This is a genomic window from Fundidesulfovibrio sp. YSD1, from assembly GCF_055397115.1.
The window spans coordinates 716,965-739,522 of record NZ_AP043666.1 but is presented as its reverse complement, the minus strand read 5'-3'; the positions used below and the strand labels follow the sequence as shown (position 1 = coordinate 739,522).

26 protein-coding genes are annotated in these 22,558 nt (G+C 68.8%); 16 read left to right on the top strand and 10 right to left on the bottom strand.

Annotation, left to right across the window (positions count from 1 at the left end; translation table 11 throughout):
• Positions 1–28 precede the first annotated feature (28 nt).
• From rpsF to thrC, 7 genes are all read left to right on the top strand, one after another.
• Positions 29–343, top strand: coding sequence for a 30S ribosomal protein S6 (gene rpsF, locus ACZ5V4_RS03475; RefSeq protein ID WP_464316785.1), 315 nt, complete (start codon positions 29–31; stop codon positions 341–343).
• 3 nt (positions 344–346) lie between these two features.
• Positions 347–607, top strand: a complete 261-nt coding sequence (rpsR, locus tag ACZ5V4_RS03470; protein WP_464316784.1) for a 30S ribosomal protein S18 — start codon at positions 347–349, stop codon at positions 605–607.
• Positions 608–626: 19 nt separating this feature from the next.
• Positions 627–1,151, top strand: coding sequence for a 50S ribosomal protein L9 (rplI, locus tag ACZ5V4_RS03465; RefSeq protein ID WP_464317806.1), 525 nt, complete (start codon positions 627–629; stop codon positions 1,149–1,151).
• 49 nt (positions 1,152–1,200) lie between these two features.
• On the top strand, positions 1,201–2,574 hold the full coding sequence (dnaB, locus tag ACZ5V4_RS03460) for a replicative DNA helicase (RefSeq protein WP_464317805.1): 1,374 nt from the start codon (positions 1,201–1,203) through the stop codon (positions 2,572–2,574).
• A 40-nt stretch (positions 2,575–2,614) separates the two neighbouring features.
• Positions 2,615–3,910, top strand: coding sequence for a phenylacetate--CoA ligase family protein (locus tag ACZ5V4_RS03455; RefSeq protein WP_464316783.1), 1,296 nt, complete (start codon positions 2,615–2,617; stop codon positions 3,908–3,910).
• 306 nt (positions 3,911–4,216) lie between these two features.
• Positions 4,217–4,753, top strand: a complete 537-nt coding sequence (locus tag ACZ5V4_RS03450; protein ID WP_464316782.1) for a DUF456 domain-containing protein — start codon at positions 4,217–4,219, stop codon at positions 4,751–4,753.
• A 54-nt stretch (positions 4,754–4,807) separates the two neighbouring features.
• The gene (thrC, locus tag ACZ5V4_RS03445) at positions 4,808–6,253 is read left to right on the top strand and encodes a threonine synthase (RefSeq protein WP_464316781.1); all 1,446 of its coding nucleotides are present in this window, start codon (positions 4,808–4,810) and stop codon (positions 6,251–6,253) included.
• A 194-nt stretch (positions 6,254–6,447) separates the two neighbouring features.
• On the opposite strand, the gene ACZ5V4_RS03440 is transcribed toward thrC, so the two are convergent.
• A complete protein-coding gene (locus ACZ5V4_RS03440; protein WP_464316780.1) occupies positions 6,448–6,870 on the bottom strand; it encodes a hypothetical protein in 423 nt (140 codons plus the stop codon).
• A 40-nt stretch (positions 6,871–6,910) separates the two neighbouring features.
• Here ACZ5V4_RS03440 and ACZ5V4_RS03435 point away from each other — a divergent pair, with 40 nt between their 5' ends.
• Positions 6,911–7,654, top strand: a complete 744-nt coding sequence (locus ACZ5V4_RS03435; RefSeq protein WP_464316779.1) for a TlyA family RNA methyltransferase — start codon at positions 6,911–6,913, stop codon at positions 7,652–7,654.
• Between the two features lie 8 nt (positions 7,655–7,662).
• Here the strand turns inward: ACZ5V4_RS03435 and ACZ5V4_RS03430 are convergent, their stop codons facing one another.
• Positions 7,663–8,088, bottom strand: coding sequence for a YccF domain-containing protein (locus ACZ5V4_RS03430; protein ID WP_464316778.1), 426 nt, complete (start codon positions 8,086–8,088; stop codon positions 7,663–7,665).
• Positions 8,088–8,993, bottom strand: coding sequence for a rhodanese-like domain-containing protein (locus ACZ5V4_RS03425; RefSeq protein WP_464316777.1), 906 nt, complete (start codon positions 8,991–8,993; stop codon positions 8,088–8,090). The genes ACZ5V4_RS03430 and ACZ5V4_RS03425 overlap by 1 nt, the downstream gene beginning before the upstream one ends.
• A gap of 141 nt (positions 8,994–9,134) precedes the next feature.
• On the opposite strand from ACZ5V4_RS03425, the gene ACZ5V4_RS03420 reads away from it, so the two are divergent.
• Together ACZ5V4_RS03420 and ACZ5V4_RS03415 are read left to right on the top strand one after the other, a co-directional pair.
• Positions 9,135–9,626, top strand: coding sequence for a rhodanese-like domain-containing protein (locus tag ACZ5V4_RS03420; protein ID WP_464316776.1), 492 nt, complete (start codon positions 9,135–9,137; stop codon positions 9,624–9,626).
• The gene (locus tag ACZ5V4_RS03415) at positions 9,626–10,048 is read left to right on the top strand and encodes a MauE/DoxX family redox-associated membrane protein (RefSeq protein WP_464316775.1); all 423 of its coding nucleotides are present in this window, start codon (positions 9,626–9,628) and stop codon (positions 10,046–10,048) included. Before ACZ5V4_RS03420 ends, ACZ5V4_RS03415 begins: the two co-directional genes overlap by 1 nt.
• Before the next feature lie 13 nt (positions 10,049–10,061).
• On the opposite strand, the gene bioA is transcribed toward ACZ5V4_RS03415, so the two are convergent.
• Genes bioA through bioB form a run of 5 tightly spaced genes read right to left on the bottom strand, consistent with a single transcriptional unit; the run spans position 10,062 to position 15,548 of the window.
• Positions 10,062–11,981: an adenosylmethionine--8-amino-7-oxononanoate transaminase gene (gene bioA / locus ACZ5V4_RS03410; protein WP_464316774.1), complete on the bottom strand. Its 1,920-nt coding sequence runs from the start codon at positions 11,979–11,981 to the stop codon at positions 10,062–10,064.
• A gap of 10 nt (positions 11,982–11,991) precedes the next feature.
• Positions 11,992–12,771 carry a methyltransferase gene (locus ACZ5V4_RS03405; RefSeq protein ID WP_464316773.1) on the bottom strand — a complete coding sequence of 260 codons (780 nt, stop codon included), beginning with the start codon at positions 12,769–12,771 and terminating at the stop codon, positions 11,992–11,994.
• Positions 12,768–13,397: an alpha/beta fold hydrolase gene (locus ACZ5V4_RS03400; RefSeq protein ID WP_464316772.1), complete on the bottom strand. Its 630-nt coding sequence runs from the start codon at positions 13,395–13,397 to the stop codon at positions 12,768–12,770. The genes ACZ5V4_RS03405 and ACZ5V4_RS03400 overlap by 4 nt, the downstream gene beginning before the upstream one ends.
• The gene (gene bioF / locus ACZ5V4_RS03395; protein ID WP_464316771.1) at positions 13,394–14,554 is read right to left on the bottom strand and encodes an 8-amino-7-oxononanoate synthase; all 1,161 of its coding nucleotides are present in this window, start codon (positions 14,552–14,554) and stop codon (positions 13,394–13,396) included. Before bioF ends, ACZ5V4_RS03400 begins: the two co-directional genes overlap by 4 nt.
• Entirely contained in the window at positions 14,547–15,548 is a 1,002-nt protein-coding gene (gene bioB / locus ACZ5V4_RS03390) for a biotin synthase BioB (RefSeq protein ID WP_464316770.1), read from the bottom strand. Before bioB ends, bioF begins: the two co-directional genes overlap by 8 nt.
• 112 nt (positions 15,549–15,660) lie before the next feature.
• Between bioB and ACZ5V4_RS03385 the strand changes: the two genes are divergently transcribed.
• On the top strand, positions 15,661–16,083 hold the full coding sequence (locus ACZ5V4_RS03385) for a DUF4079 family protein (protein WP_464316769.1): 423 nt from the start codon (positions 15,661–15,663) through the stop codon (positions 16,081–16,083).
• Complete coding sequence (locus tag ACZ5V4_RS03380; RefSeq protein ID WP_464316768.1) at positions 16,080–17,558, top strand: SagB/ThcOx family dehydrogenase; 1,479 nt, start codon at positions 16,080–16,082, stop codon at positions 17,556–17,558. The genes ACZ5V4_RS03385 and ACZ5V4_RS03380 overlap by 4 nt, the downstream gene beginning before the upstream one ends.
• Before the next feature lie 5 nt (positions 17,559–17,563).
• On the opposite strand, the gene ACZ5V4_RS03375 is transcribed toward ACZ5V4_RS03380, so the two are convergent.
• A complete protein-coding gene (locus ACZ5V4_RS03375) occupies positions 17,564–18,103 on the bottom strand; it encodes a hypothetical protein (protein WP_464316767.1) in 540 nt (179 codons plus the stop codon).
• Positions 18,104–18,424: 321 nt separating this feature from the next.
• Between ACZ5V4_RS03375 and ACZ5V4_RS03370 the strand changes: the two genes are divergently transcribed.
• Both ACZ5V4_RS03370 and ACZ5V4_RS03365 read left to right on the top strand, forming a co-directional pair.
• Positions 18,425–19,000, top strand: coding sequence for a class I SAM-dependent methyltransferase (locus ACZ5V4_RS03370; protein WP_464316766.1), 576 nt, complete (start codon positions 18,425–18,427; stop codon positions 18,998–19,000).
• A 35-nt stretch (positions 19,001–19,035) separates the two neighbouring features.
• Positions 19,036–19,482, top strand: a complete 447-nt coding sequence (locus ACZ5V4_RS03365) for a hypothetical protein (protein WP_464316765.1) — start codon at positions 19,036–19,038, stop codon at positions 19,480–19,482.
• Positions 19,483–19,533: 51 nt separating this feature from the next.
• Here ACZ5V4_RS03365 and ACZ5V4_RS03360 read toward each other — a convergent pair whose 3' ends face one another.
• The gene (locus ACZ5V4_RS03360) at positions 19,534–20,643 is read right to left on the bottom strand and encodes an AI-2E family transporter (protein WP_464316764.1); all 1,110 of its coding nucleotides are present in this window, start codon (positions 20,641–20,643) and stop codon (positions 19,534–19,536) included.
• A gap of 127 nt (positions 20,644–20,770) precedes the next feature.
• On the opposite strand from ACZ5V4_RS03360, the gene ACZ5V4_RS03355 reads away from it, so the two are divergent.
• On the top strand, positions 20,771–21,691 hold the full coding sequence (locus tag ACZ5V4_RS03355; RefSeq protein ID WP_464316763.1) for a rhomboid family intramembrane serine protease: 921 nt from the start codon (positions 20,771–20,773) through the stop codon (positions 21,689–21,691).
• Between the two features lie 339 nt (positions 21,692–22,030).
• Complete coding sequence (locus tag ACZ5V4_RS03350; RefSeq protein ID WP_464316762.1) at positions 22,031–22,537, top strand: PH domain-containing protein; 507 nt, start codon at positions 22,031–22,033, stop codon at positions 22,535–22,537.
• The last annotated feature ends 21 nt before the right edge of the window (positions 22,538–22,558 follow it).

The window sequence follows — 22,558 nt, the reverse complement described above, 5'->3', positions numbered from 1 at the left end:
AAGGGCCACAGTCCAAAAGGAGGATCACATGAGGAAGTATGAGACGCTTCTGCTGTTGAGCCCCGAGTTCAACGCGGAAAGCAAGAAGGCCGTCATCGACAACCTGGTCGCGATCATCGAGCGCGAACAGGGCTCGATGCTGACCGTGGACGACTGGGGAACCAAGGACCTGGCCTATCCCGTGAAGAAGTACGTTCGCGGGCAGTACGTGCGCATGGAGTACGCCTCCCCGGGCAAGGCCGTGGCCGAGCTCGAGCGCATCGTCCGCATCACCGACGGCATCTTCAAGTTCGTGACCGTCAAGCTGGCCGACAAGTTCGTGCCCGCCCCCGTGGAGGCCTAAGCCATGTCCTTCAAGAAGAAATTCACCCCCAAGAAGAAGTTCTGCCGGTTCTGCGCCAACAAGAACCTGCCCCTGGATTTCAAGCGCCCCGACATCCTGCGCGACTTCATCACCGAGCGCGGCAAGATCATCGCCCGGCGCATCACCGGCACTTGCGCCAAGTGCCAGCGCAGGCTCACCACCGAGATCAAGCGCGCCCGCCAGATGGCCCTGCTCTACTACACGGCCACCCACAGCGCCGAACTTCTGAAGAAGATGCAGTAGGAGTATCGCCATGGCTGCCATGAAACTCATTTTGCGCGCTGACATGGAGAACCTGGGCAAGCTCGGGGAGATCGTCTCCGTCAAGCCCGGCTACGGTCGCAACTACCTGATCCCCCAGGGCCTGGCCATGGTCGCCAGCGCCTCCAACCTGAAGGTGTTCGAGCTGGAGCGCAAGAAGCTCCAGGCCAAGATGGACGCCCTGCGTTCCGACGCCTCCGGCCTGGCCGACAAGCTCGCCGCCGCCACCGTGACCATCGAGGTGCGCGTGGGCGAGGGCGACAAGCTCTACGGCTCCGTCACCTCGGCCATGATCGCCGACCGGCTCGAAGAGCAGGGCGTCATGGTGGACCGCAAGAAGATCGTCCTGGACGACCCCATCCGCACCCTGGGCGTCCACGAAGTGCCCGTGAAGCTGCACGCCGACGTGCGCGGAACCATCCGCGTGCTGGTCTGCCGCCAGGGCGAGAAGCTCATCGAGGGCGAAGCCGCCCCCGAAACCGTTGCCGAAGAAAGTGGACAGCCGTCCGGCCAGTCCGAAGCGTAAGACCCGTGGCGGGGCGGGCCAGGCCGACGGCCAGCTCGCCCCGCAAACGTTGGAACGGGTCTCCGGCGATCTCCTTCGCCGGGTCCCGCCGCACAGCCCGGAAGCCGAACAGTCCGTGCTGGGCGGCATCCTGATCAAGAACTCCGTCCTCCACGAGCTCATCGACGTCCTCTCGGACGACGACTTCTATTCCCCAGTCCACCGCTCCATCTTCCAGGCCTGCATGGAGCTCTCCCGCAAGAGCGTGGCCGTGGACCTTGTGACCCTCGCCGACGAGCTCGCCCGCATGGGCAAGCTCGACGAGGTGGGCGGCCCGGTCTACCTGGCCGAGCTGGCCTCGGCCACGGTGAGCGCCTCCAACGCGGTGCACCACGCGCACATCGTGCGCGACAAGTCCGTGAAGCGCCGCCTGATCTCCACGGCCTCGGACATCATCGAGAAGGTCTTCGAGGGCGCCGAGGAGACCGACGCCCTGCTGGACGCCTCCGAGCAGGCCGTGTTCGCCATCTCCGACTCCAAGAAGACCGGGGTCATGAGCTCGGGCAAGGTGCTGGTGGACCAGGTCTTCGAGCAGCTCACCCGGCGCGTGGAGAACCAGGAGGTGGTCACCGGCGTGCCCACGGGCTACTACTCCTTCGACGAGTACACCGCCGGGCTCCAGCCCTCCGACCTGATCATCATCGCGGGCCGCCCCTCCATGGGCAAGACCGCCTTCGCCATGAACCTGGCCATGCGCGCCGCCTGCATGTACACCGTGCCCACCGCCGTGTTCTCCCTGGAGATGAGCAAGGAGCAGATCATGATGCGCATGCTCTGCTGCTGGGGCAAGGTGGACCTCTCCAAGCTGCGCAAGGGCCGCCTGGACGACAACGACTGGGCCAGGCTCTACGAGGCCGCCAACGCCCTGTCCCCCGCGCCCATCTTCGTGGACGACACCCCGGCCCTGACCACCATGGAGGTCCGCGCGCGCTGCCGCCGCATGAAGGCCGAGCACGGCCTGGGCCTCGTGGTGGTGGACTACCTCCAGCTCATGCGCTCGGCCCGCCGCGTGGACTCGCGCGAGCAGGAAATTTCCGACATCTCCCGAAGCTTGAAGGCCCTGGCCAAGGAACTCCACGTGCCCGTCATCGCGCTCTCGCAGCTCAACCGCAAGGTCGAGGAGCGCGGCGACAAGCGCCCCATGATGAGCGACCTGCGCGAATCCGGCGCCATCGAGCAGGACGCGGACATGATCATCTTCCTCTACCGCGAGGCCGCCTACAAGAAGAAGGACGAGCTCACGCCCGAGGACAACGTGGCCGAGATCATCATCGGCAAGCAGCGCAACGGCCCCACCGGCATGGTCAAGCTGCGCTTCCTGCGCGAAGCCACGGCCTTCGAGAACCCGACGGACATCCCGCCGCCGTCGGAATACGGGGTGTAACCAGGCCCGATACAGGACCTCAAAACGCGCAGGAGAGCGCATGCACTACGATCCGGCCGAGACCCTTTCCCGCGACGGCATAAGCCGCCTGCAACTCTCCCGTCTGCGCACCACCTGCGAGCGCGCCGCGCGCTCCAGGCTCTATGCCCGCAAGTTCAGGGAGGCAGGCCTCTCCCCGGCCGACATCAAGACCCTGGACGACGTGCGCCGCATCCCCTTCACCACCAAGCAGGACCTGCGCGACTCCTACCCCGATGGGCTGAATACCGTGCCCACCGAGAAGATGGTGCGCATGCACGTCTCCTCCGGCACCACCGGCACCCCCACCGTGGTCTACCACACCGCCGCCGACATCTGCTGGTGGTCCTCGCTGGTCGCCCGCTGCATGCACATGACCGGCATGCGCCCGCGCGACGTGTTCCAGAACACCACCAGCTACGGCCTGTTCACCGGCGGGCTCGGCATGCACTACGGGGCCGAGCGCCTGGGCTGCCTGGCCATCCCCATGGGCGCGGGCAACACCCAGCGGCAGCTGAAGCTCATCCAGGACTTCAAGGTCACCGCGCTGCACATCATCCCCTCCTACGCGCTCTACCTGGCCAACTACTGCGAAATTAACGGCATCGACCCGCGTTCGCTCGGGGTGCGCATCGCCCTGGTCGGGGCCGAGCCCTACTCCGAGCAGGCCCGGCGCAGGCTCGAGGACATGTTCGGCTTCAAGGCCTTCAACTCCTACGGCCTCTCCGAGATGAACGGCCCGGGCGTGGCCTTCGAATGCCAGGAGCAAAACGGCATGCACCTCTGGGAGGACGCCTACCTGGCCGAGGTCATCGACCCGGAGACACTCGAGCCCGTTGCCCCGGGCGAAGTGGGCGAGCTCGTGCTCACCACCCTGTGCCGCGAAGGCATGCCCATCCTGCGCTACCGCACCCGCGACCTGACGCGCGTGCTGCCCGGACCCTGCCCCTGCGGGCGCGAGCACATGCGCCTGGACCGCATCACCGGCCGCTCCGACGACCTGATCATCATCAAGGGCGTGAACATCTACCCCATGCAGATCGAACAGGTGCTCATGAGCCTGCCCGAGGTGGGCCAGAACTACCTGATCGAGCTGGAGCGCGAAGGACCCATCGACCAGATCCGCGTCAAGGTGGAGGTCAAGGAGGAGTTCTTCGTGGAGGACATGCGCGCGCTCAACTCCCTGCGCCAGAAGATCTCCCACAAGCTGCGCGACGAGATACTCGTCACGCCCAAGGTGGACCTGGTGGAGCACAACACCCTGCCCAAGAGCGAAGGCAAGGCCAAGCGCGTGGTGGACAGGCGCGAGGAAAGCTGAACAGGCGAGGCGGGGCGCTGCCCCGCATCCCGGCAGGACGAGTCCTGCGCCTGACGGGGGTCCGCCCCGCACCCCGGCAGGACTCCGTCCTGCACCTGCCAGGGGCAGTGCCTGCCCCTGGACCCGGCAACGGCTTCGCGGGTTTCACCGGCGGGCCGAAGGGGCAGGGGGCCGCTCTTGAGATTCTTGCCGCTCTCCCGGGGCTTCAGTTCCCTGCCGCGAACGTGTACACTCCATCTTGCCGCCGGGCTCCCGCCCGGCCGCAATCAGCAGAAAACATCCGCAAATCGCGAGGATAACCATCTCATGGAATACGTCTGGGCGTCAGTCTTCATCTTTTTCCTCCTGGCCACGCTGGGGCTGAACATCGTGGGCCTGCCCGCCAACTGGGTCATCCTGGGCCTGGCCTGGGTCGGCAGCCTGGTGCTGCCGGACTTCTCGCCGGGCTGGGGCTTCTACATCCCGCTCATCGTCATGGCCGCGCTGGGCGAGGTGCTGGAGTTCGGGGCGCAGTTCTACGGCGCGAAGAAGTACGGCGGCTCCAACAAGGGCAACATCGGGGCCTTCATCGGGGCCATCGCCGGGGCCATCTTCTTCGCTCCGTTCCTGCTCGGGTTCGGGGCGCTGCTCGGGGCCGTGGGCGGGGCCTACCTGGGCTGCTACGTGTTCGAGCGCATGCACGGCAGGCCCTCCAGCGAGGCCTGGATGGCCGCCAGGGGGGCCATGTGGGGCCGCGTGTTCGGCTTCGTGGTCAAGATCGGCCTGGGCGGGGCCATGGTGGCCATCATCGCCCGCGCCGTCTGGCCCAAGGCCGCGCAAGCCGTGGTCCTGCTTGGCATTTAGCCCCGTCGAGGGTATCAGGGGCCACGGTCCCATGATCAAAACGAAGGAAACAGCATGACCAACGATTTCCCCACCTACCGCGGCAACATGGAGTACTTCTGCCTGGGCTGCGAGGCCCGCTTCGGCATCGGCGAGCTCCATTACACCTGCCCCACGTGCGGCGGGGTCTTCCTGCTCGAGGATACCTGGTTCGACTCGCTGGCGGAGAATCCCCCGGTCTACTGGAAGTCCCTCTTCGACAAGCGCGCCGCCACCAAGACCACGCCGCTTCGGGGCATCTTCCGCTTCTACGAGCTCATGGCCCCCATCCTGGAGCCCGGGGACATCGTCTACCTGGGCGAGGGCAACACCCCGGTCATTCAGGCCAGCCAGGCGCTCTCTGATTACCTGGGCACGCCCATGGCCTTCAAGAACGACGGCCAGAACCCCTCGGCCTCCTTCAAGGACAGGGGCATGGCCTGCGCCTTCAGCTACCTGAAGAACCTCGTGCGCGAGAACGAGTGGGACAGCGTGCTCACGGTCTGCGCCTCCACGGGCGACACCTCGGCCGCGGCCGCGCTCTACGCGGCCTACGTGGGCGGGCCGATCAAGTCCGTGGTGATCCTGCCCCAGGGCAAGGTCACGCCGCAGCAGCTCTCCCAGCCGCTGGGCAGCGGGGCCACAGTGCTCGAGGTGCCCGGCGTGTTCGACGACTGCATGAAGGTGGTGGAGCACTTGGCGGACAACTACCGCGTGGCGCTTCTGAACTCCAAGAACGCCTGGCGCATCTTGGGCCAGGAGTCCTACGCCTTCGAGGTGGCCCAATGGTACGACTGGGACACCTACCGCAAGGCCGTGTTCGTGCCCATCGGCAACGCGGGCAACGTCACCGCCGTGATGAGCGGCTTTTTGAAGCTCCAGCGCCTGGGCGTGATCCCCTCGCTGCCGCGCATCTTCGGCGTGCAGTCCGCCCACGCGGACCCGGTCTACCGCTACTACAGCGTGGAGGACCCGGCGCAGCGCGTGTACGAGCCCGTGAAGGTCCAGCCCAGCGTGGCCCAGGCCGCCATGATCGGCAACCCCGTGAGCTTCCCGCGCGTGAAGCACTTCGCGGACATGTACGAGAAGATCGGCGGCCCCGGCTCCTTCCAGGTGATCCAGGTGGAGGAGCAGGCCATCGTGGAGGGCATGCTTTTGGCCAACCGCCACGGGCACATCAGCTGCACCCAGGGCGGAGAATGCCTGGCGGGCCTCATCCGCGCCAAGGAACTCGGGCTGATCGAACCCTCGGAGCTGGCCATCCTGGACGCCACGGCCCACAGCCTCAAGTTCTCCGGCTTCCAGGAGATGTACTTCACCGACAGCTTCCCGCCCGAGTACGGCGTCACCCCGAAAAAGGAACTGACCAACCTGCCAGAGCTGGTGATAACCCCGGAGGAGAAGGAGCGCCTGAGCCCCGAGGACTACACCGTGGCGGCGGCCGAGAAGGTCGTGGCCAGGCTCGGGCTCGCCGGGAAGTAACCGCTCGGGGAGAGAATGAAGCGATTGCGGGGCGGCTTCGGCCGCCCCTTTGCGTGCGTTGCGTGATGAGCGGCTATAGGGCGGCTTTCGGCGGCTATGGCCGCGGGATGCCGGCTAGGCCCGCGAGCCCTCGCGCGGGTTGACCGGCGCCGTTCAGGCGGGGCGGCGGGTGGAGACCCCGAGGGCCAAGGGGCCTACACAGTGTGGCGGGTGGTCATGCCCTTGCGCCGGATGGCGTACTCGATGAACGAGAACGCCCGCAGGTGCGGCTTGCCCATCCGCACGGCCTTGACCACGTCGAAGAGGATGTGGAACAGGCAGGCGGCCAGGACCACCCAGGACTGGTGGAGCCAGAACCCCAGCAGGAAAAGCGCCAGGCAGAACTCCAGGGTGTGGAACCAGGCCAGCGAGAGGTAGTTGGGCAGCTCGGGCACCACGCGGTGGTACTCGAAGAACTTGCGCATCGAGAAGCTTTTGCAGTCGCGAACGAAGGGGGCGATGTGGTCCAGGTCGATGAGCACCACGGCCAGGCCGAAGATGAACGCGTCCGTCCCCACGAACGGGTAGAGCACGGCGGCGCTGAGCGTCCCTTGCACGACATGGAATTTGGGGCTCACTGACGGAAAATATCCCAGACTGGCAGGGTAGGCAATACGCATGGCGAATCCCAGATACAGGGCCGACCAGCTCATGGTGGAGCAGGGCCTGGCCGAAAGCCGCGAGCGGGCCAAGCGCCTGGTCATGGCCGGGCAGGTCTATCTCGAAACCGGCGGCAGGCGCGAGCTCCTGGACAAGCCGGGCAGGATGCTCCCGGGCGGGGCCGCGCTCTCGCTGGCCGAGCCCGAGCGCTTCGTGAGCCGGGGGGCCTACAAGCTCCTCTCGGCGCTCGAGAGCTTCAAGCTGGACGTCTCCGGGGCCGTGGCCCTGGACGTGGGGGCCTCCACGGGCGGCTTCACGGACTGCCTGCTCCAGCACGGCGCGGCCAGGGTCTACGCCGTGGACGTGGGCAAGAGCCAGTTGCACGAGAAGCTTCGGGCCGACCCCCGCGTGGTGGCGCTCGAGGGCGTGAACTTCCGCCTGGCCCCGCCTGATCTGATCCCCGGGAAGGTGGACATCTGCGTGGCGGACGTCTCGTTCATCTCGCTGACCAAGGTGCTGCCGGTGATCAAGGGCTTCGTGAAGCCCGGAGGGAAGATCGTGGCGCTGGTCAAGCCGCAGTTCGAACTGGGCCCGGGCATGACGGACAAGGGCGTGGTGCGCGACGAGGGCCTGCGCATGCAGGCCGTGCGCATGGTGGAGGAGGCGGCGCGGGCGCTTCAAATGGAACCGGCCGGGTTCGTCCCGGCCGGAGTGAAGGGCCCCAAGGGCAACCAGGAGTACCTGCTCCTGATACTCGCCTGATTCGTCCCCTACTGGCAGATTCTACAGTCGGCCTTGTCCACCACGGTCTTGCCCACCGGGGCCAGCGACAGAAGCGCCAGCTTCAGGTGCTGCACGCCGAAGGGGATGCCGATGATGGTCACGAAGTTGGCCACGGCCGAGACCAGGTGCCCGAAGGCCAGCCACCAGCCCGCGAAGAGAAACCAGATCACGTTGCCGAGCAGTCCCAGCGGGCCGGTGCCCGCGTCGTGGTAGCCCTGCACGTACTGGCGGTCCATGATCATCTTGCCGAAGGGCCACAGGGCCAGCTTGGCGATGACGAAGCACGAGCGAGCCCAGGGCAGGCCGATGATGGTCAGGGCCATGATCACGCCGGCCAAAAGCCAGCCCAGGCTCATGAAGACGCCGCCCAGCACCAGCCAGAGCACGTTCATGATGAAGTTGACGGGTTCCATTACGCTTCCTTTTTCGCTCCGAGTTTGTTCATGAGTTCGGCCAGGGCCCGCAGGTGCCCGCGCTCCTCCCCGGCCAGCTGGTGCAGGGTGTCCTTGGCCTCCTGCTGGGCGGTCACTGCGGCCTGGCGCATGTAGAGGTCCATGGCCTGGGCCTCGATGCCCATGGCCATGTCCAGGGCGTCGTGGGCCTGCTCGAAGCCCTTGAGCCCTTCGAGCACTTCGGCTGCGTCGCGCCCTCCCTCCATCACCCTGGCCACGGCCTTGGAGGCCAGGTCCTCGATGCCCGCGCTCTCGGGGTGCAGGCGCTTGTAGAGGTGGTAGACCACCAGCTTGTGCTTGTCCTCGAACCCGGCCAGCTTGAGGAAGGCGGCCTTGAGACTTTCGTCCTCGGCCTTGCCGGCCAGTTCCGCGTAGAACGCGCCCAGCTCGCGCTCCATGGCGAAGGCCAGGGTCAGGATCTCCTCCGGGGTCTCGTCGCCCCGGTAGTGGCCCATGCCCGTGCCCGGGGCGCCCACGGCGCTCGCGCCCTTCCAGGCCATGATCCCGCCCTGCATGTTGGTCACGTCGGCGTAGCCCATGCTCGAAAGCAGCGACGCGGCCGCCGCGCTGCGCCTGCCCGAGTGGCAGTAGACCACCAGAGGCTTTTCGCGCGGGATTTCACCCAGGCGGTCCTCCAGTTCGGCCAGGGGCACGAGCCTGGCCCCGGGCAGGTGGAACTCCTCGTATTCCCAGTCCTGGCGCACGTCCAGGACGGTCAGGGAGTCGGGGCGGGCCTTGGCGAGCATGGCCCGGACCGCATCGGCCTCGGCGTTCTTGGGTGGGGTGGCTGGCGTGGGCATCGATCCTCCAGTGAAGCGGCGCAGGACGAATCCGAAGTATTCGAGCAGGGCGTTGAGTTTCCGCACGTTTTCCTCTAGGCAGTTGGGGCGGCGCGCAGCGAGGCTCCGCATGTCCGGGCCGTCCGGGGAGCCGTTCTCCCGGCGGGCCTCTCATTCATCGAACGCGCCGGGCCGCAAGCGCAGGCTCGGCGCACGACGAGGCAAACGATGCTCCCATCCCGACGCGGCCGCCGCTGGTGGCCCGAAACGGTTCTTCTTCTTGCCGTATCCATCATGGCCGCCTGGGTTGTCAACGTTGGAAGGCCCGAGCCGCTGCCCTGGCGGGGCGACTTCAAGGCCCGCAAGGTCGAGGACGTCGTCCGCAAGGGCTTCGCCGTGGTGGCCCCGGACGAGGCCCGCGCCCTGCTCATGAAGCGCTCGCACCTGTTCGTGGACGCCAGGGACCCGGCCGAGTTCGCCGAGGGCCACATCCCCGGCGCGCTGCTCGTCCCCGAGGAGGCCATGCTCACGGGCCTGGAGGCCGCCGTGGCCGGGCTCGACAAGGCCGCGCCCATGGTCGTCTACTGCGGCAACCTGGCCTGCCCCAAGAGCAAGGACCTGGCGAAGGCGCTCGAGCAGATCGGGTTCACGGCCGTGTCGGTGATGCCCGAGGGCTTCGAAGGCTGGAAGGCCGTGGGCGGCCCCGTGGAGGTCAGGTGATGCGCGCCGTGTGGACGATATGCAGGATCGTGTTCGGCTTGGTGTTCGTCTACGCCGGGGCGCTCAAGATGGTGGACGCCCAGGGTTTCGCCCAGACGGTCTTCAACTACCAGATGCTTCCCGCCAGCTTCGTGTACGCCGTGGCCATGGCCCTGCCAGCCGTGGAGGTGATCTGCGGCCTGGCGCTCTGCGCCGGGTCCATGTCGCGCGGGGCGGCCATCGTGCTGAACGCGCTGATGGCCTTTTTCATGGTCGCCCTGGGCGTGGCCATGGCCAGGGGCCTGAACGTCGAATGCGGCTGCTTCGGCCCCGCGAGCCAGGCCAACGCGGCCGAGGCCCTTGTGCGCGACGCCGTGATCCTGGCCGTGGGCCTCGTCGCCCTGTGGGGCGCGTTCGCCACGGACAGGGACGACGAAGTCTAGGGCGGCCCGCGCCTCAACCGTCCTTGAGGAACGCCTCCAGGCAGTCGTAGGCCCCGTGGAGCTCCTCAGGGGCCAGGCAGAAGGGCGGCAGCACGTAGAACACCTCGCCGAGCGGCCTGGCGTAGTATCCCCTCTCCAGGAAGAACTTCTTGAGCCTCGCTCCCACCTGGGCCCCGTAGCCCTTGTCCCCCCCGGTGAGCTCCACCGCGCCGATTGACCCGGCCCAGCGCGGCTTGGCGAGCCCCGATGCGTGCGCGAGCGCCTGAAGGCGCTCTGCGTGCACGTCCTCCAGGGCCTTCACGCGCGTGAGCGTCCGCTCCCTCTTAAATATCTCAAGCCCGGCCAGGGCGGCCGCGCAGCCCAGCGGATTGGCCGTGAAGGAGTGGCCGTGGGCCAGGGCCCGGTCGAAGGTTTCGCCCAGGAACCCCTGGTAGATCGTTTCCGTGGCCACGGTGACGGCCATGGGCAGGAAACCGGCGGTCAGCCCCTTTGCCAGGCAGATGATGTCCGGGTTGACCTGGGCGCGCTGGCAGGCGAACATGGTCCCGGTGCGCCCGAACCCGGTCATGACCTCGTCGAAGATCACCAGCGCCTGGGCCTGCCTGGCCAGGCGCGCGGCCTCGCGCACGAAGCCGGGGCGGACCATGCGCATGCCCGAAGCGCCCTGCACCAAAGGCTCCATGAGCACGGCCGCCACGGTCCCGGCGTGCACCGCGAAGTAGTTCTCCGCCACGGCCAGGGCCGTGGCCTCCTTCTGGTCCGCCTCGGCGTCGCCGGACCACGTGGCCGGGTAGGGCAGGAAATCAACGGTGAAGGTCCAGGGCTCGAAGCCCTTGTAGTACCCGCAGGACAGGCCCACGGACATGGCCCCCACGGTGTCGCCGTGGTAGCCGCCCTGGAAGGCCGCGATGCGGGCGCGCTCCGGGCGGCCCTGGTTGCGCCAGTACTGGGCGGCCATCTTGAGCGCCACCTCCACGGCCGTGGAGCCGTTGTCCGAGAAGAACACGCGCTTTAGCCCCCCGGGCAGCATGTCCGCCAAGGCCTTGGCCAGCCGGGCGGCGGGCTCGTGGGTGAAGTCCGCGAAGAGCACCTGCTCCAGGGTGGCGGCCTGGCTGGCAACGGCCCGGGCCACGTCCGGGTGGGCGTGGCCGTGCGGGTTCACCCACCAGGAGGCCACAAGGTCGATGAGCTCGCGGCCGTCCGCCGTGTACAGCCTCGCGCCCCGTCCGCGCACGGCCTGCATGGGCGCTGGCGCGGTGGCCGCCTGGCTGAAGGGGTGCCAGACGTGCTCGCGGTCCCAGTCGAGCACGTCCCCGGGCTCCTGGTCCACGGGCAGGCGAAGCGAGGGGATGAGGGCGCGCAGGGCTTCGGGCGTGAGCGGGTCCAGCCGGGGGATCTCGGCGATCACGGGCACGCGCCCGAGTTCCTCGATGTCGCGGCGGTTTTTGGGCTCGGGGGCGCCCACCAGCACCACCCCGGCCACGTCCAGGCCGCGCAGGCGCAGGGCCTCCAGGGTGAGCAGGGTGTGGTTCACCGTGCCCAGGCCCGAATGCGCGGCGACGATCACCGGCAGGCCCAGTCGGATCATGAGCGTGGTCATGTCCTGCCCGGGCGCGATGGGCACCAGCGCCCCGCCCGCGCCCTCCACCACCAGGGGGCGGGAGACCTCGGGCAGGGGGACGGCGGCGACGTCGAGCGTCGCGCCTTCGAGTCCGGCGGCCTGGAGCGGGGAGAGCGGGGCCTTCAAATGCACGGCCGGGGGCGTGAAGCGCGAGGGGTCGAGCCCGGCCAGGCGCGCGGCCTCGGCGGTGTCGGAGTCGGGCCCGGTCTGGATGGGCTTGAAGTAGTGGGCGTCCAGAGCGGCGCAGAGAAGCGCGCTCACCACGGTCTTGCCGACGCCGGTGCCGGTACCGGTGACGAAATAGCCTTTCATGCGCTGGGGTCTACCCCAGAGCGGGGCGCGACGCCAGGGCGAAGAGCACGTGGTAGCCGAGCCCCGGCCCCACGTTGGCCCAGTCCGCGTCCAGGCGGGAGAGCACCGCCCGGAACCGCCCGGGCGTGAGCGGGGCGTGCCCCGGCCTGGGCACGAAGCCGCCCACGGCCTTCAGGTGCCTGGGCAGCTCGAGCGCCCGGGAGAGCCCCAGGCTGAAGTGTTCCTCGAAGATTTCCGCCCCGCCCGGGAACATGGCCGTAAGAGACGTGGCCGAAGGGAACTCCCGAAGCCCGCAGGAAAACCCCAGGGCCTCGTGCGCCGCGCGCCAGGGCGCGAAGGTTCCCTCCCCGGGGATGGCCACGGCCAGGAGCCCGCCCGGGGCCAGGAGCCCCCAGAGCGAGGCCAGGGCGGCCTTCATGTCCTGGGCCCAGTGCAGGGCCATGCTGGAGGCGATGAGCGTGAAACCCGGCTTGAGCGCGGGCTCAAGCGCGTCCATGGCCGCAAGAAGCGGGCGCGGGGTTGCTCCTTCGAGCCTTCGCGCGGCCCGGGCAAGCATGTCCGGCGAGATGTCCGCGCAGACGTAGCGGCCCGGCAGGCCCGAGGCCAGAAGATGCGCGGCCAGGGCTCCCGTGCCGCAGCCCATGTCCAGCACGCGCGCCCCGGGCGCGACCCCTCGCGCGAGCGCCAGCTCCGCCAGCCTGCGGGCCGAGGCGGCCTGGGCCGTGGCGTGGCGGTCGTAGTCGCGGGCCTTGCCGAAGGCCCGGCTGATGAGCCCGGCGCGGGAGCTCAAAGACTCTCCAGGAAGGCGCGCACGAACCCGGCGCATTCTCGGGCGCGCGTGAAGGGGAAGGCATGTCCGCCCGAGGGCAGCAGGGTGACGCCTTCGCCGAAGGATGCCCGGGCGTTCTCCGGGGAGACCACGGCGTCGTCTCGCGCGCCCACGGCCAGCAGGGGCTTGCCCAGGTCTGCCAGGGCCGCCGCCTCGTCGCGCTCCAGGAGCTGGTCCAGGCCCCAGGCCAGCCGGTCCGCCCTGGCCGTGGCCGTGGCGGGGAAATTGGCCTCGGGCAGCCCGCAGGACCTGTAGAACCCAGCGAGCACCGCGCCCGGGTCGCGTCCAAGGCCCCGGCGCATGGCCCGGACAGGGCCGGGGGCGACGCCGAAGCGCGTGAAGCCGCCCAGGCTTATGAGCGCGTCGAATGGCGAGGGTTTTTGGGCCAACAGGAGCATGACCCCCAGCGAATGGCCCACGGCCAAGGTGGGCGTCGAGGGGGCCGGGGAGAAGTCCAGGTCCTCGGGGCCGAAGAAGCCGAGATCCAGCCTGCGCGCCGGATATTCGGGCAAGAGCGCGGCCAGCGGGTCCCAGAAGGAGGGGCCGAAGGCCCAGCCGTGCAGGAAGAGAAGCCTCGGGCGCTTCACGATGCGCTCCTGACGGCCCTGGGCACGGCCACGGCCAGCCGCTCCAGGTCGGCCTGGGTGTGCAGGGCCGTGAGCGAGAGCCGGAGCCTGCTCGATCCCGGGGGCACCGTGGGCGGGCGCACGGCCACGGCCAGGACGCCTTCTTCCTTGAGGGCCTGCATGGCCTCAAGGGCGCGCGATTCCTCGCCGACGGTCACGGGCACGATCTGCGTGGAGGACGCCCCCGTGTCCAGGCCCGCGTTGGCGAGCCTCTCGCGAAGCCTCCCGGCCCCGGCGAGAAGGGCCTGGCGCTCGCGCTCCATGCCGGGCAGGAGGTCCAGGGCCGCGTCCGCGGCCCCGAGCGCCGCCGGGGGCAGGGCGGTGGAGAAGATGAACCCGGGCGCGCGGTTGACCAGGTACTCGCGCACTTCGGCCGCGCAGCACACGTAGGCCCCGTAGCTGCCGAGCGCCTTGCTGAACGTGCCCATGACGAGCCCGCGTTCGATCCTGGCCCCGGCGGCCAGGCCCATGCCCGAACGCCCGAGCACGCCGACGGCGTGGGCCTCGTCCAGGTAGAGGAAGGCCCCGAAGCGCCCGGCCAGCGAGGCCAGGGCGTCCACGTCGGCGCGGTCGCCGTCCATGGAGAAGACCGTCTCCGAGAGGATGAACCGTGCCCCGGGCTTGTCCGCGCTTTTCTTCAGGAGCGACTCCAGGTGGTCCATGTCCAGGTGGCGGTAGCGCTGCTGGCGCGCCCCGGAGAGGCGCACGCCCTCGTGCATGCTGGCGTGGTTGAGCCTGTCCGCGAAGACCAGCGGCTCGGACCCGAGCGCTCCCTTGTCCAAAAGCGCGGCGATGACCGAGGCGTTGGTCTGGAAGCCGGACCCCATGACCAGCGCGGCCTCGCTGCCCTTGAGCCGGGCCAGCTTGGCCTCCAGTTCCTCGTGCGGGGGCAGCGTGCCGCAGATGAGCCGCGACGACGCGGAGCCCGCGCCCCAGGCGCTGGCGAACTCGCAGGCCCGGGCGATGCAGGCCGGGTGCCTGGAGAGTCCCATGTAGTCGTTGGAGGAGGCGTTCAGGACGGATGCGTCGCGCGGGTCGAACACGCGCGTGCGGCGCAGGCGGTGCGCGGCCTCGATCCGGGAGAGCGTTTCCCGGTAGCGCTCAAGGGGATCAGTCATCCGAGATATCCCACCCTGCGTCGAGGATGCCCTGGCGGTCGCGGGCCGCGTCCAGGCCGCGCGTGGTCAGGTAGTCGCCGATCATGATCCCGCTTGCCCCGGCTTCCAGCGGTTCGAGGCCGCGCTCCTGGCCGAACACGGTCTGGCGGCCGCCGCAGATGCGGATGTGCGCCCCGGGTGCGATGAAGCGCAGCATGGCAACCACCTTGAGCGCCTCTTCCGGCTCCAGGGGGATGCGCGAGCCCATGGGCGTGCCCGGGATGGGGTGCAGGAAATTGACGGGGATGGAGTGCGCGCCGAGTTCGCGCAGGGTGGCCCCCAGTTCCGCTCGCTGCTCCCAGCTCTCGCCAAGGCCGAAGATGCCGCCCGAGCAGACGTGCAGGCCCAGGGCCACGGCGTCGCGCACGGCGGCGACGTCGTCCTCGTAGTCGTGGGTGGTGCAGATCTGCGGGAAAAAGCTGCGCGCGGTCTCCATGTTGTGGTGGTAGGCCTTGAGCCCGGCCCGCTTGAGCTCGCCCAGCTGGTCCGCCGTGAGCACGCCGCAGGAGGCGTCGGCCTGCATGCCCAGCGAATCCACCAGGCTGACGGCCTGCCTGAGGAGCTCGAAGTCCCCCCCCGAGGGGGTGAGCCCGCTGGTGACGATGCCGAAGCGCCGCGCTCCCGCCTCGCGCATGGCCCGGGCCGCGCGGCCGATCTCCTCCAGGTCCAGGAAGGGGTGCTCGGGGGCTCCGGTGTCGAAGTGGGCGGACTGGGCGCAGAAGGCGCAGTTCTCGGAACAGCGGCCGCTCTTGGCGTTGACGATGGCGCAGAGGCTGACCGAGCGGCCGAGGCGCTTAACGCGGACGTCGCGGGCCGCGGCGAAGAGCGCCCGGGCCGCGACGCCCCGGGCCTCGGCCACGTCGGCGGCCAAGCGGGCGAGCTCGGCCGCGCCGAGCGGGGCGTCCGCCAGGGCGCGGGCCTTCCAATCATCGAAGGGGTGGTTGCAAATACCCATGGGATCACGTAAAAAAATATAATACTCCGCTCGTCCCGGGGGCGGGCGGGCAAGAGGATCACAGTACCCGGCGCAAGCCTGCTTGGCAACCGGCCCGCGCCCGGAGGCCACCATGCTCTACATCCATCCCACGCTGATGTTCCTGGCGGTGCTTGTCATGCTCTACGTCCTGCGACTGGGCATCGTCAGGCTCATGGCCACGCGCTATGGCGGCAAGGGGGTCTTCCCCTGGAAGCGCCACGTGCGCCTGGGCAAGACGGTCATGGGCGTGTTCGCCCTGGGCGCATGCGGCGGGCTCTTCTTCACCTGGACCCAGTGGTCCGCCCCGCTCAAGACCGGAGCGCACGCCGTGCTCGCCGGGTTCATCCTCGCCCTGGCCGCCTTCGGCACCCTGACCGGGCTCTCCCTGGACAGGACGCGCAAGCGCGGCAACCCCCTGGCCCTGGCGCACGCCGCCGGGAACGTCACCATGGCCGCGCTGGCGGCCGCGCAGGTGTTCACGGGCGTGGGGGTGTTGCGGGACTGGGCGTGGTGATCTCCCCGCGCCTCTACCACGAGGCAGTGTTCCACCGCCGGGGACGGCTCTCCGGCATGGGCCTCGACTGGGTGAACCAGCCCTCCACGTTCAAGAGCTACGAGGGGGCCGCTCATTTCGCCTTGCCGCGCGACATGGACCTGCCCCGCGCGACCCTCTGGCAGGCCCTGCGAGCCCCGGCCGCCCCCGCGCCCCTTCGCGCCGACGCCCTGGGCGCGGCGCTCTTCCACGCCGCCGGGCTCACGCGGGCTTCCAGCCACCGGGGCCGCGAGCTTCTCTACCGGGCCTGCCCCTCGGCGGGCGCGCTCTACCCCTGCGAGGTCTACCTGGCCTGGCCCGGCTCGGGTGAGCTTCCGGCCGGGCTCTTCCATTACGACGTCTCGCGCCACGGCCTGTCGCTCCTGCGCCCGGGCTTCCCCGGGCCGCAGGACCTGGGCCTTCCAGCGAACTCGCGCATGCCCGGGGAGGCGCTGGTGTTCGTCACGGCGATCTTCTTCCGCAGCGCCTGGAAATACCGCGCCCGGGCCTACCGCTACCTGAACCTGGACGCCGGGCACGTGTGCGAGGGCCTCGTGCTGGGCTTCGGCGCGCTGGGCGCGGCTTCCTCGGCGGAGCTCGACTTCGACGACGCCCGCGTGGCCGCTTTTCTCGGCCTGGACCCGGACCGGGAGGGCTGCCTGTGCGTGGTCCGGGCCGCCTGCGGCCACGACGAGGCCGCGCCCGGGCCGCCCGGGGAGATCGTTCCCGGGGCCGAGCGCTTGAGCCGTTGCGCGGCCCTGGACCCCGTGCCCGGGGAGTTGGCCCGTGTTCACGCCGAATGCGCCAACGTGCAGCGCCTCCAGGCGGCCATGCCTTCGCCCGCCGGCTCCCGGCTCGGCGCGGACCTCACCTGGGCCCAGGAGCGGCCCGGGCCGGTCCCTCCGGAGCGCATTGGGCTCTTCACCGCCATGGCCGCCAGGCGCTCCAGGCGCAATTTCATCGCCTCCGGCCTCTCGGCCCCGGCGATCTCGCGCGCGCTGGCCACGCTCGGCGCGCCGCTGTACGCCCGGACCGGGCATCCGGCCGAGGACGCCTGCGGGGTGGGCCTGCTCGCTGGAGGGGAGGCGGGGCTCGCGCCGGGGCACTTTATTCTGGACAGGAGAAACGCCCGCCTGGGGCTTCGCCGCGACGGCAACATCAGGCCCGCCATGGCGCACATCTGCCTGGACCAGCTGTGGATGCGCGACGCGGCCGTGCACGTGCTCTTCTTCGCCGACTTTTCCGAGCTGGACCCGTGCCTGGGCTCGCGGGGATACCGCGCGGCGCTTCAGAACGCGGGACGCCTCGGGCACAGGCTCTACCTGGCCGCGGAATCCCTGGGGCTGGGGGCGTGCGGGGTGGGGGCCTTCTACGACGACGAGGCCGCCGAAGTGCTGGGCCTGCCTTCCGGGGCCGGGCTTCTCTACCTGATGGCGGCAGGCCCGGTCAGGGGGTGAGGCGCCTAGTGCGTGCGCTCCTTCATGCGCCGCATGAGGTCGCGGATGACGTCCATGTGATAGGAAATGAACACGTTGTACTCGTGCTGAGTGGACGGCACGGGGACGCCGTGCTCCTTGGCCAGCGAGTAGAGCCGCACGCGCGACATGCGTTCGCCGTGTTCCATCATCTGCCGGGCCGTGAAGGCGATGAGCTCCTGCTTTCCGGCGGATGCCGCGTCCGTTCCCCCGTTGCGTCCGCTCCTGCCGGAACTGCCGGACACGGCCGCTTCCAGCTGCTTCAGGCGCTGCTCCAGCGCGCTGAGCCTGCGGGAAACGGGCTCGCCGGGATCTTCATCGATGTTCCCGGCTCCGTGCAAGAGCTCGGGATTTCCAGCCGCGATTTCGAGGGCCAGGGAAATGACTTCTCGCTGCGACCAGTTGAACGTCGCCTGCAAGGACTGCAGCGCTTGCGCCGCAGCCGGTGTGAGCGTCACACCTATGGGCTTGCCACCTTCCGCCACCTGCTGGGCGCGCCATCTGGTGGTACGTGCTTTCCCGTTCATACATCCCTCCAGTACAGCATGATGACCGTAAAGCAGGGATGCAGCAATTTCCATTGGAATGCAAGTGAGTTTCCAGGAAAACAACAGGGAACGGCGTGCAGGAGGACAAGGATGACCGGTGTACTGCTGTCAATGCGGATGCGGCCCGCGAGCAGCCAACAGCAGGGCGGACGGCCTTGGCAACGCTGCCCGGTCCGTGGAATAGGGGCCTGAATCCCGAACCTTCCGACTTGGAGGACACATGCGATCATTGCCGGCCCGATTGACCCTTCCCCCCGCCGGGCGCGCCGCCAAGGCCCCGCCGCAGCAGGCCGGGCGCTGATGGACGGTGGCGCGGTCTCGGGCGCGGCGGCCAGGGCCTCGGAGTTCCTCGTGCGCTGGCGCGGCGCGCTCCTTGAGGCGGCGCGCCTCGGGCCGGTGCTGGACGTGGCCTGCGGCGACGGGCGCAACGGGCTGCACCTGGCCGCCTTCGGGGCCGAGGTGCTCATGGTGGACCGTTCGGACGAGGCCCTGGCGAGCCTCGATGAGCTCGGCAGGCCGGGAAACGCGCGGTTCACCCGCATGGACCTGGAGACCCCCGAGCCCCCGTCCTTCGGGGCGGAGCGCTTCGGCGCGGTGCTGGTCTTCCGCTACCTGCACCGCCCGCTCATCCCCGCGCTCAAGGCCTGCCTGAAGCCCGGCGGGATGCTCCTCTACGAAACCTTCCTGGAGGGCCAGGAGGCCTACGGTAGGCCCCGCAACCCGGAGCACCTGCTTAAGCGCGGGGAGCTTGCGGGCTGGTTCGCGGACTATGAAATCCTGGAGCTTTTCGAGGGCTTGCTCGATCATCCGCCCAGGTTCATGGGCCGCGCCGCCCTGAGGAAGCCCGCGCCTGTTGCCAGCGCCGTCAGCCCCTGATACCTACGCGGCCACACCACAGGGAGGTCGGCCTCATGCGTCTCATCATCGTCATCGTCAGTTTTCTCCTGCTCGTTGCGGCGGCGGCGTCCCACGCCCAGTCCGAACGGGACGGCAACGACTGGCGCGCGCGCAGCGAGAGCTGGAAATATTCATACGTCACCGGGCTTCTGGACGGCGTGACCACGGGCAACGAGTTCACCATGCCCACGCTCTCCAAGGGCAGCATCGTCCTCTACAAGGAGGACCGAGCCTGCGTGGAGAAGGCCCAGGTGACCTTCGACTACAACACCAGCCGGTTCTTCTTCGGGCTTTCGCTCAAGGAAGTCGTGGAGGGGCTCGACGCCTTCTACCAGGACCCGGCCAACCAGCACATCCCGGCCAACAGGGCCGTGCGCGTGTGGGCCATGGCCCGCAAGGGCGTGCCCGAGGCGGACGCCCTGCTGAAGCAATTGCGCCAGGAGTGGGCCCCGGCGAAGTAGGAAGGATCCGGGCCCCGGCTCCCCGCGCGGCGAGGGAGGGGAGGGGGCTTTTCAGGGCTGATCCGCGTCGCCCTCGGGCGGGACGCACTTGGCCGCGAGCATCTCGCTGTATTCGTCGGAGTAGATGGCCAGCATGACCATGGCCAGGGCCAGGACCATGGGGCCGTAAAGGATGCCCAGCGGCCCGAAGTACTTGATGCCGCCGATGATGGAGAGAAACACCCAGAAGGTGGACATCTGGGCCTGGCCCTGCATGAGCAGCGGCCTGAGCACCGAGTCGATGCCCGAGACGATGATCATGCCCCAGGCGGAGATGATGATCGCGCCCTTCACGTCGCCCATGATGAGCAGGTAGAGGGCCGTGGGCCCCCAGACGAGCATGGTGCCCACCACGGGCACCAGCGAGGCGAAGCCCATCATCGCGCCCCAGAAGAAGGCCGGGACCCCCACGATGGCCAGGCCGATGCCGCCCGCCACGCCCTGGCAGATGGCCACCAGGAAGCTGCCCACCACCACGGAGCGGGCCACGTCGCGCATCTTGCGCAGGATGCGGTCCTCCTGGGCGTCGTGCAGGGGCGAGAGGTGCTTGAGCTGCACGAGCATGGACTCGCCGTCGCGGAACAGGAAGAAGAGCACGAAGAGCATGATCAGGAAGTTGAGCAGCACGCCCACGGTGTTGCCCAGAAGCCTCGTGCCCAGGTCGATGGACATCTGGCCCACGTTCTTGGAGAGGTCCAGGAGGCTGCCCTTGAAGTCGATCTTGGAGAGGTCCAGTTCCAGCCAGGGGAAGGTGTTCTGAAGCCACTCGAGGTAGGGCGCGAAGGTCTCGCTTTTGAGCCAGAGCTCCAGGTGCGTGTCCTTGAGCCAGGCCTGCAGGCTCGAGATGGACCGCGCCGCCTGGCCCGCCAGGGCGGCCGAGACCAGGAACATGGGCACGATGAGCACCAGCGTGACCAGGGCCGTGGAGCACAGCGCGGCCAGGGTGCCGCGGTTGTTCAGGCGCTGCTTGAGCTTCTGGTGCGCGGGGTGCAGCAGCGAGGCCAGGATGATGGCGATGAAAATGTCGTGGACGAAAGGCCTGAGCACCAGGAAGGCGAAATAGAGCGATATCGCCAGAATCCCGAGCAGGAAGAACGAATATATCTGTTCCTTGTTTTCCATGGCTGTCCTGGTTTCCCTCACGGATGGTCAGGGCCTTCCTAGCAGAGGCCGCCCCGTCCGCAAAGAGACATTTCGGAGCGAAGCGCTGAACCATCCCGCCGCCACCCGCAGGCCCTCCTGGATCGACGTGGCCCCGCCGCTGCTCGAGCGCGCGGGGCTTGCCGAGCTTGGCCCGGAGACGGCCAGGCAGTGGTCGCTGGTGCTCTATTCCAGGCGCGTGCCGCACCGCGTCAGGCAGGGGTATCCGGGGCTCAGGCTCCTGGTGCCGCCCTCGCGCGAGGACGAGGCCCTGGCCGAGCTCTCGGCCTACCTGCGCGAGAACCCGCCCGAGCCGCCCGGCCTGCCGGACTTCAGAGCCTCGCGCGAGGCCGTGTGGCGCGAGCTGCCCGGCGTGCTCTGGAGCCTCGGCGCGGTGACCGTTTTCCTGACCATGACCGGGGCCGAGAACACCCTGGGCGCGTTCATGACGGACTTCCACCGCCTGGGCGGGGGCGACACCTCGCTCATGGCCCGGGGCCAGTGGTGGCGGGCGCTCACGGCCCTGACCCTGCACGCGGACGTGGCGCACCTGATGGGCAACGTCTGCCTGGGCGGGACGTTTCTCGTGCTTTTGGCCAGGCAGGCCGGGCTCGGCACTGCGTGGTTCCTGTCGCTCACGGCCGGGGTGCTGGCCAACGTGGCCAAGGTGGCCCTGCAGGGGCCGGGCTTTCGTTTCCTGGGCGCGTCCACGGCCGTGTTCGCGGCGCTCGGCGTGCTGGCCGGGATTCGGGTGGTGCGCCTGGGGCGGGACTTGAGCTGGAAGCGCGCCCTGCCGTTCGCGGCCGGGCTCATGATTTTGGCGTTTCTCGGGGTGGGCGACGAAGAGCAGTCCCGGCGCATCGACCTGGCCGGGCACTTCATGGGCTTCGGTGTGGGGCTGGCCCTGGGGCTCGCCCACGGCCTGGGCACGGAGCGCTCGAAAGGCGGCGGCCGCGCGCTCTCTCCGTGGCTGGGGTGCCTCGCGGCCGCTCTTACGCTCGCAGCCTGGGCCTGGGCCCTACTTGCATGAGTCGTTCTTGTCGGACTTCGAACCGAAGTCCGGGCCGATGCGCGGGATTCAGCCCCCGCCGCCTTCGATCTTCGGGAACAGCTTGTTCACCAGGATGGCCCCGCCCACGATGATGGCGAGGAAGAGAAGGGCGTCGAGCATGGGTCTCTCCTGTCCGGCGTTATCCGCAAAGTATAATCAGCCCGTCGCGAAAAGCAAACCTCGGTCCATCGGCTTTTTCTATCCGAACTCCCGGCGCTCCCGACAGGGGCTTCAATCCCTTCGATTCTTTACACTAGCCGCGTGCCTGGTCTATGTTGTCCCTCGCGGCGAATCCCAGAATCCAACCGGAGCGAGAGCATGGACCCCAAACGCGTCCTGGCCCAAGACGAGCAGATCCTCTACCTGACCAAGAAACACTGGGCCGTCTTCATCAAGGCCGCCATCTACTTCGCCCTGGCCGCGCTGGTGCTGGCCTACAAGGACCCCATCCTCAAGGCCGCGCAGTTCACCCCGCCCGAGGACCTGAAGAAGATCCTGCCGCCGGTCGTCAACTGGACCGTGAAGGGCGCGTGCTTCACCCTGGCCACGGTCTTCGGGCTTTTGGGGCTGGCCAGGCTTTTGAGCTTCTTCAGCAACAAGGTGATCATCACCGGCAAGCGCGTGATCCAGCACGACGTGCTCTCGGGCTCGCTCTCCTCGCTGGACCTGGCTCGCATCGAGTCGGTGCGCGCCTGCACCGGGTTTCTGGGCTCGGTGCTGGGCTACGGCAAGGTGATCATGGTCATGGGCTCGGGCCAGAAGGTCGCAGTGGCCAACCTGCGCCGCCCGCACGAATTCGAGAAGGAACTTTTCGGGGCCAAGTGATTGCCCGCCGGGGGCTTTGGG